This window comes from Candidatus Hakubella thermalkaliphila, from assembly GCF_013281975.1.
GTDB classification, from domain to species: domain Bacteria; phylum Actinomycetota; class Humimicrobiia; order Hakubellales; family Hakubellaceae; genus Hakubella; species Hakubella thermalkaliphila.
In genome coordinates, this window is the sequence record NZ_BLRZ01000088.1 from 1 (window position 1) to 8,339 (window position 8,339).

The 8,339-nt window shown below is 49.3% G+C and carries 8 protein-coding genes; all 8 read left to right on the plus strand.

Translation table 11 applies throughout. The features are described 5' to 3' along the window. Window positions 1-565: 565 nt before the first annotated feature. Window positions 566-2,107 carry a ribonuclease Y gene (rny, locus tag HW443_RS08155; RefSeq protein ID WP_407079595.1) on the plus strand — a complete coding sequence of 514 codons (1,542 nt, stop codon included), beginning with the start codon at window positions 566-568 and terminating at the stop codon, window positions 2,105-2,107. A gap of 32 nt (window positions 2,108-2,139) precedes the next feature. Beyond that, the gene (locus HW443_RS08160) at window positions 2,140-2,991 is read left to right on the plus strand and encodes a PHP domain-containing protein (RefSeq protein WP_176230896.1); all 852 of its coding nucleotides are present in this window, start codon (window positions 2,140-2,142) and stop codon (window positions 2,989-2,991) included. After that, window positions 2,984-4,360 carry a tRNA (N6-isopentenyl adenosine(37)-C2)-methylthiotransferase MiaB gene (miaB, locus tag HW443_RS08165; protein WP_176230897.1) on the plus strand — a complete coding sequence of 459 codons (1,377 nt, stop codon included), beginning with the start codon at window positions 2,984-2,986 and terminating at the stop codon, window positions 4,358-4,360. The genes HW443_RS08160 and miaB overlap by 8 nt, the downstream gene beginning before the upstream one ends. A gap of 29 nt (window positions 4,361-4,389) precedes the next feature. After that, complete coding sequence (locus HW443_RS08170) at window positions 4,390-4,731, plus strand: YlbF family regulator (RefSeq protein ID WP_176230898.1); 342 nt, start codon at window positions 4,390-4,392, stop codon at window positions 4,729-4,731. Window positions 4,732-4,747: 16 nt separating this feature from the next. After that, window positions 4,748-5,578, plus strand: a complete 831-nt coding sequence (gene amrB / locus HW443_RS08175) for an AmmeMemoRadiSam system protein B (RefSeq protein WP_176230899.1) — start codon at window positions 4,748-4,750, stop codon at window positions 5,576-5,578. Window positions 5,579-5,701: 123 nt separating this feature from the next. Continuing rightward, on the plus strand, window positions 5,702-6,244 hold the full coding sequence (gene amrA / locus HW443_RS08180; protein ID WP_246273159.1) for an AmmeMemoRadiSam system protein A: 543 nt from the start codon (window positions 5,702-5,704) through the stop codon (window positions 6,242-6,244). Window positions 6,245-6,565: 321 nt separating this feature from the next. Beyond that, window positions 6,566-7,519, plus strand: coding sequence for a tRNA (adenosine(37)-N6)-dimethylallyltransferase MiaA (gene miaA, locus HW443_RS08185; RefSeq protein ID WP_246273163.1), 954 nt, complete (start codon window positions 6,566-6,568; stop codon window positions 7,517-7,519). Then, window positions 7,494-8,339: diaminopimelate epimerase (gene dapF / locus HW443_RS08190; RefSeq protein WP_308751094.1), on the plus strand; the 846-nt coding region annotated here is incomplete at its 3' end. The genes miaA and dapF, both read left to right, overlap by 26 nt.

Here is an 8,339-nt window from a genome sequence, read left to right on the forward strand (position 1 = left end):
TATGCAGGATAGGAACACAATGCGTGGCGAACGTCAGATAACACAGCATAATAGGAGGGTATCATTGACACAGCCTGGCAGATCATATTAGAATACAAAAAGGCTAATGCTTTTTGCTTATTATTTGTGTGGATCATGATAAATTCAGCTCAGATTGGGTCATTGCCAAGACAAGAGAAGGGCCTACGTGACAACAGGAGCAGGTGGCTTGCTAGCAAGATGGATAAGGGACGTTTGTCAGGAAAATGGACAAATGACTTACTTACAGCCAGGTCTCCTGGCGTTTAGAAGTTGTAGGTTATTTCTCTTAATTCTCGCAAGGTCAAAGGGGAGGCCTAACTTCATAGGATCTTGGTCAAGGATAGAAAAAAGGTAGGTTTTTGGAGTCCCTCATCCTGGCAGCAGGATGACCAGGGCTTCGTGAGTGAGCTCCCAAGGACAATGTTCCAATTAAAAGATCTTTCTGAAAGAGACTGAGAAACCTCAGTCCCTAAATAAGCGAAAAGCATTAAGCCGAGCACAGCTCGGCTTAATTAATTTAAGGGGGTGAGATGAGATCGGAACTATAGACTTCTACATCTATTTAACATTTATAATTCTCTCGGCAGCAGCAGGGGTAGCCCTGGGATATCTGTTAAGAAACCTGCTCGGCAAGGCCAGGGTAGAATCTGCGGAGGCCACAGCTAGAAGACTGGTTCAGGAAGCAGAGAAGCAGGCCTCAGCGGCCAAGAAGGAAGCTTTGCTCGAGGCTAAGGATGAGATTTATAACCTGAGGACCGAAGCCGAAAGGGAGATTCGGGAGAGAAGAGCAGAGCTTCAACGCCTGGAGAGTAAATTGCTTCAGAGAGAGGAGCTTCTGGAAGAGAGATCCATAAAGCTGGAGCAGAAAGAGAAACAGATAAGCTCTCAGGAGAAGGAAAGTGCCAGAATTCAGGCAGAGCTGAGCGAAGTTCTGCGAAAGGAGAGACTTAAACTAGAGGCCATAGCTGACCTCTCCGCGGCGGAAGCTAAAGCTTTGCTAATGAAGCGGCTGGAAGAGGAAGCTCGTTATGAAAGTGCCAAGAAGATAAGGGAGATCGAACTGGAAGCCAGTGAGGAAGCTGAGAAGAGAGCAAAGAAGATAATCTCTCTGGCCATTCAGAGATGTGCCTCCAACCATGTGGCTGAGACCACTGTCTCGGTAGTCTCCCTGCCCTCTGATGAGATGAAGGGCAGAATAATAGGACGAGAAGGGAGGAACATCCGGGCTTTCGAAAATTTGACTGGCATAAACCTGATTATTGATGATACGCCTGAAGCAGTTATTCTCTCTAGTTTTGATCCTATAAGGAGGGAGACCGCGCGAGTAACACTGGAAAATTTAATCGCTGACGGCAGAATTCAGCCGGCCCGTATCGAGGAGATGTTTGGCAGGGCCACTGCCGAGGTTAACGAACAGATCAAGCAGGAAGGTGAACGGGCCATTTTTGAGACCGGTGTTTCGGGGCTGCCCAATGAGCTGATCAAAGTTCTGGGCAGGCTGAGATTTCGTAGCAGTTATGGGCAGAACGTCCTCCAACATTCCATAGAAACAGCTCATCTGGCCGGGATCATGGCCGCTGAACTGGGCCTTGGAATCAAGAAGGCCAAAAGAGCCGGGCTGCTTCACGACATAGGAAAGGCTATCGACCACGAGGTAGAAGGCGCTCACGCTATTATAGGAGCCGATTTGGCCCGGCGTCTGAACGAACCTGAGGATATTTGTCATGCTATAGAGAGCCACCATAATGATCGAGAGCCTCAGTCTATCCTGGCTGTTTTGATCCAGGCTGCTGATGCCATTTCCGGAGCCAGGCCAGGAGCCAGACGAGAGAATCTGGAAAGCTACGTCAAGAGGCTGGAGAACATTGAGAGGATAGCCAACGAATTCAAAGGCGTGGAGAAGAGTTTTGCCATGCAAGCAGGAAGAGAAGTGCGAGTCGTGGTGCAACCAGAGATTATAGATGACGTTCAGTCAGCTCGTATCGCCCGGGAGCTGGCCAAAAAGATCGAAGAGGAGCTGGAATACGCTGGCCAGATTAAAGTTACGGTGATCCGGGAGACCAGGGCTATCGAATACGCCAGGTAGAAGAACCAGGTTTCCCAGGGGGAGAAGGGGAAATGGCTGCTGACCTTCACATTCACAGCAGCGCCTCAGATGGGAGCTGTACTCCAGAGCAAATCGTGGACATGGCCAGAAGTTTGGGAATAAGAACCATCTCCATTGCTGATCATGATAGCGTGGAGGGTGTGGAGAGAGCTCTCGACTATGGCCTCCGGAAGCAGATCGAGGTCATACCATCTGTAGAATTGTCCAGTGAGTCAGAAATGGGGGATTTCCACTTTATCGGCTATTTTGTCGATCACAAAAATATCTCTCTCCAAAGACATCTGGCTGAGTTGCGGGAGAAACGCCTGGTCAGAGCCGGGAAAATAGTGGATAAATTGACAGATTTCAGTATAGATCTTGATTTCGACCAAATTCTGGCCGACAGCCAGGGCGGGTCGGTGGGCCGAGTCCACCTGGCCCGGGAGCTGATTAGAAAAGGATATGCGCAGAGCGTGGGAGACGCTTTTGCCAGGTACCTGAGCAAGGAGAGCCGATTTTATGTTCCCAAGTTCCTTTCAGAACCAGAAGAGGTTATCTCCATTCTCATCAGGGCAAACTCAGTTCCGGTACTCGCTCATCCCGGCCTTCTGGGATCTGAGGACAAGATCCGCTTCCTGGCAGAAAAGGGTGTGCGAGGTATTGAAGTATATTATCCCAAACATGACCCCTGGCTGACCTCCCGGTACGCCCAAATAGCCGAGGAGTTAGGGCTGGTCAAAACTGGTGGATCCGATTTTCATGGCCCGGGCTCTCAAGATAATGAGAGTCTGGGTTCGGTACTGATATCCGATCAACTGGTGGACGAATTGCGCCAGGAGCACAAGAGGCTATCGAAGCTTTTACTACATCACTACTATGGGTAAGAAGTTTTACATCCGCACCTTCGGGTGCCAGATGAACAAGCATGACTCGGAGCGCATAGCAGGACTTCTCTCGGAATGTCATTTCCAGGAGACTCTGGAGATAGGCCAGGCCGAAGTCATAATTTATAACACCTGTAGCGTTCGGGAAAATGCCGATAACAGGCTGTTCGGCCACCTGAGCCAGCTTGCATCCCTCAAGGAAAGAAAAAGAAGCCTGAAGGTAGTAGTTGCCGGGTGCATTGCCCAAAAAATGAAAGAGGACCTGTTGGAAAGATCTCCTCATGTGGATATAGTGGTGGGTCCTAATGACCTGGGCGCCCTGCCCCATCTGATCAGGATGAGCGAAGAGAAAAAGGCCCGCCTTTGCCAGGCCAGGGATAAGCCGCAACAAGAGATCACCTCCCTTCCCTCCAAGAGAAAATCTGCCTTCAAAGCCTGGCTACCCATTATGACCGGCTGCAACAATTTCTGTAGCTACTGTATCGTCCCTTACGTCCGAGGCCGGGAGCACAGCAGGCCTTTTGAGGAGGTCCTCACAGAGGCTCAGGAACTGGTCAATGATGGGGTTGTGGAAATCACCCTTCTGGGTCAGAACGTCAATTCCTACCATGACGGGAACGGCAGGGGGTTCTTCCATCTCCTGGAAGCTGTCTCTCAAATAGAAGGGGTCAAGAGAATAAGGTTTGCTACCTCTCATCCCAAAGACTTGAGCCCGGAAGTTATAGATCTGATCGCCCAGAGGGAGAATATCTGTAACCACATCCATCTTCCCCTTCAGTCAGGATCAAACCGGATACTGTCTCATATGAATAGAAAATACACTCGGGAACACTTTCTCCATTTGGCCTCCTTGATTCAGGAGAGAATACCAGAGGTGGCTCTGTCCACGGACATAATCGTGGGCTATCTCTCTGAGGAAGAAGAGGACTTCTGGGATACAGTGGATATGCTCAAGAAATGTCGCTTCGATCAAGCTTTCATTTTCGAATTCTCTCCCCGCCCCGGAACAACTGCCTCTATGATGGAGGATAGGATATCTAAAGCTGAGAAGCAGAGGAGATTCAGGATGGTCAATGATCTACAGAAGGAGATCTCCTGGCAAAAGAATAGATCCTACATCGGTAGATGTGTAACGGTACTGGTAGAGGGAAGGAGTAAGAAGGACCCTGGTGAGATTTGGGGAAGGACTGATAATAATAAGGTGGTCAACTTCCCTGGCAGCTCAGAGTTGATAGGGAAAATGGTAAGTGTTAAGATAGTTGATGCCGGTGCTTTTTCTTTAAAAGGAATCGCCCATGTGCCGCGGCGCACCACGTCACATGAAAATTGGGTTATTTTCAAGGGAGAGTTGCAAAGAATTTCAGATTAAAGTCCTTCTCCTGAACCAGGGGCTCAAGATTGTCCAGAATAATTGAAAAAGCTCATGAGTTAGAACAAGCTATAGCAGAATCCGAGGAGCTCCAAAACGTTCTCTACTATAGAAAACAGTTGATCAGGAATCCGGATTCTTTCATTCTCTACAACGACTATAAAAATCTGCAAAGGAGTCTTTTATCTAAAAAGAACAACAACCAGGAGATCTCTCCTGAAGAGCTGGAGAGATTGAAAGAGCTTCAGGAACTTCTGGAAAAGGATGAAACGATCCGGCTTCTCCTGGAAAGCGAGGAGAGGCTTAATAACATCTTGACCCAAGTCAACACTATCGTCGCTAAGGCTCTGGCTGTATCCGAGACCCAATAAAGGCGATGAACAATAAATGGGTGGCATAATTCGAGGCATCATAGCCCCTCATCCTCCTATTATTGTTCCTGAGATAGGGAGAGGGGAAATCTCAAAGGTGAGAAAGACCATCGATTCTCTTAATCTCCTGGCCGAAGAGGTTCAGAGAATCAAGCCAGAACTGATGATCGTTATCTCACCTCATAGTCCCTTTTTTTATGATTCCATCGCCATCAACAATGACCAACCTTTGTATGGTGACTTCTCTGCTTTTGGCGCTTCTCACCTGGAGTTCCGCTTTGATAACGACCTATCCTTCGTGGAAGAGGTTACAAACGCGGCCCGCACTCATCATCTGGAGGTAACTCCCTTCACCAGTCGCAGGACCACTTTTGGCAGATATGGTGGCCTGGACCACGGTGTCCTGGTCCCTCTCTACTACCTGGCTAGAAACTATCGGTCCAAAATTGTCAATGTGTCTATCTCCGGCCTGGACTACAAGTCTCACCAAAAGTGGGGCTCTCTACTGGACGAAGTAGTCGAGAAGAGGGGAGAGAGAACCATTTTTGTGGCATCCGGAGACCTGTCCCACCGTCTCATTCCTGGGGCTCCTGCTGGCTATAGCCCCCGGGGCAGAGAGTTCGATGAAAAGATTGTAGAGATAGTCCGGAGCGGAGATCTTGCCTCTCTTACCACATTGGATGCTGATCTCATCGAAAGCGCTGGTGAGTGTGGACTCCGACCTTTGATTACTCTTCACGGATGCCTTGATAGAAAAAACTACCAATGCGAATTTCTCTCCTACGAAGGCCCCTTTGGGGTAGGCTACCTGGTGGCCCAGGTTAACACTACAACGTCATTTACCTGAATACATACAATATATTGTGGTTCAATTAAAGAAATTGCCCTACATATTGAACCAAGATTCTTAAGTATCGCTGTAGAGTTAAGCTCAACACTCTTTAAAATGGAGGAGCAAAGGAGCAGTCTCTTGGAGAAGGATGAGGCCTCGTCGGACAAAAATCCCTATGTGGAGCTAGCCAGGAAGGCTATAGAAGCCTACATCCGCCATGGAAGAGTTCTCTCAGGAGAGCATGCTGATCTCCTCCTGAGAAATCAAAGGGCCGGGGTTTTTATGTGTATCAAGAAAAGGGGGAGTCTCAGGGGCTGTATAGGAACTATCCATCCAGTGAGGAAAAATCTGGCTGAGGAGATCATCCATAATGCCATATCTGCAGCCACCAGGGATCCTCGCTTTCCGGCCCTTACCGAAGATGAACTGGAAGACCTATCTTTCTCCGTAGATATCCTGGGTGAGCGGGAGAAAGTAGCTAATATGTCGCAGTTAGATCCGCGCAAATACGGAGTAATAGTTAAGTCGGGACCAGCAGTAGGTCTTCTGCTTCCAGATCTGGAAGGGGTAGACACTCCGGAGGCCCAGGTAAAAATAGCTCTCAGAAAAGCAGGTCTCAGTCCCTCCGAAAAGTACGAGCTTTTCCGATTCCAGGTCACAAGACATAAAGAGAGCACTTAATGGGTGAAAGAGGATTATCGAAAGTGAACTACTCCTACCTTACGGAAGGAGCTTCCTGCTTCATCGGCAACCTGCGGTGCCTCCATCAGGCCTGAATTCGGGCAGTTCCTGCCCTACTGTGTCTGCCTGCTTACCAGGTTCGGCTTTACGTAATACATGGATACAGGCATATTGGTATTACGACCCCTCACGCCTGCAGGTTGACACTGGGAGGAGTATATCATAGAAACAGGAAAAAGACAAGGGATTTCCTGCCTCTCATCCCCTCCCTTACGGAAGGGGACTTCTCGGCGGGAAGTTAAGAAGGGCATCCTTATTGCCATCGTAGGTCCAACTGCTGTCGGCAAAACTCGTGTTTCTGCCAGTTTAGCCACATTGGTAGGCGGAGAAATCGTATCCGCTGATTCTTCCCAACTTTATCGCCAGATGGATGTAGGTACGGCCAGGCCAGAGCCGGAAATTATGTCTACAGTGCCTCATCATCTGGTAGATAGTTTTGACCTTGACCACCCTATTACGGTCGCCGAATATCAGAGACTTGCCAGGCAGGAAATACAGGGTATAATCGAAAGAAAACGACTGCCCATTCTGGTGGGAGGATCGGGCCTTTACCTCCGAAGTGTCATTGATGATCTTCGTTTCGCCGAGAATGCCCTAAGTCTGGAAGAAAGAAAGAAATTGACCCAAGAGCTGGCGGAGAAGGGGAGAGAAGTTCTTTGGGAAGAGCTACAAAGAATTGATCCCTGGTATGCGGCGAAAATCAGTGCCGGTGACACCAGGAGGATTATCAGAGCTTTGGAGGTTTATCGTCTCACCGGAAAACCCCTTTCCTCCTTTGGTGGAGAATGGGGCAAACGTCGCTCCGTCTATGACCTGACCATGTTTGGTCTGACAGCTCCCAAAGACGTCCTTTACTCCAGGATAGAAAAACGGGTGGACGGGATGCTGGAGAAAGGGCTGGTGGAAGAGGTCAAGGGGTTGATGGAGAAGGGATATGACAACTCTCCGGTTCTGGCTCAGTCCATAGGATATAAGGAGGTTATGCTCTATCTCCAGGGAAAGATCGATTTTGAAGAGATGGTGCGCCTGATTAAGAGAAACAGCCGCAGGTTGGCCAAAAAACAGCTGACCTGGTTTCGAAGAGATCCAAGAATTTTATGGCTAGATGTTTCCTCTGGTGAGAACGAAGGGGAGCTGGTTAACCAGATGATCCGCGTTTTAAAGGAAAGAGGTGTACCCTTTGAACTTTGTGAAATTTCACAGCCAGGGCAATGACTTTATTCTCATAGATGGCCTTAAAGAGGAAGTAGATCTTCCGCCGCATCTGATCCATCATCTATGCCGGCGAAGATTTGGAGTGGGAGCAGATGGTGTCCTCCTTCTGCTACCCTCTCGGGTGGCTGACTTTAGGATGCGTATTTATAATACTGATGGTTCAGAAGCAGAGATGTGTGGCAATGGGATACGATGCCTGGGCAAGTACGTTTATGATCACGGCCTTATCGACCGGCTAGCTCTTACTGTGGAGACCGGAGCGGGGATAAAATGTTTGAAGCTGGCTCTTAGAGAGGGACGGGCGGATCGAATAACCGTCAACATGGGCATGCCCGTCTTCGAGAAATCCAGGATTCCCATGGCCGGGGAGAGGGGAGAGGCCATACAGGAAGGAATTCTTATCGACAACCTGACCCTGAAAATCACGGCCCTATCTATGGGAAATCCCCACTGCGTCCTCTTTGTGGACGAGGTCGCCTCAGCTCCAGTGGAAAAACTGGGCCCTCTTCTGGAAAACTCGCGCTTCTTCCCCCAGAGAACCAACGTGGAGTTCGTCTCTGTTCTCCAAAGGGATGAGCTAGAAGCAAGAGTGTGGGAGAGAGGAGTAGGAGAAACTCTTGCCTGCGGCACAGGAGCATGTGCGGCAGCAGTAGCTTCAGCAAGAAGCAACTTTGCGGATCGGAAGGTGGTGGTTCACCTTCCCGGAGGAGATCTGGAAGTGGACTGGCAAGAGGATGGCTATGTGTACCTGACCGGACCGGTGGTGGAGATCTATCAGGGCATGGTACTGGAGGAGTGGCTCCTTCAGCAGTACGAGGAG

Coding starts and splice junctions, on each gene's coding strand:
- HW443_RS08160 (WP_176230896.1), top strand. CDS start 2,140: ATGGCTGCTGACCTTCACATTCACAGCAGCGCCTCAGATGGGAGCTGT.
- miaB (WP_176230897.1), top strand. CDS start 2,984: ATGGGTAAGAAGTTTTACATCCGCACCTTCGGGTGCCAGATGAACAAG.
- amrB (WP_176230899.1), top strand. CDS start 4,748: ATGGGTGGCATAATTCGAGGCATCATAGCCCCTCATCCTCCTATTATT.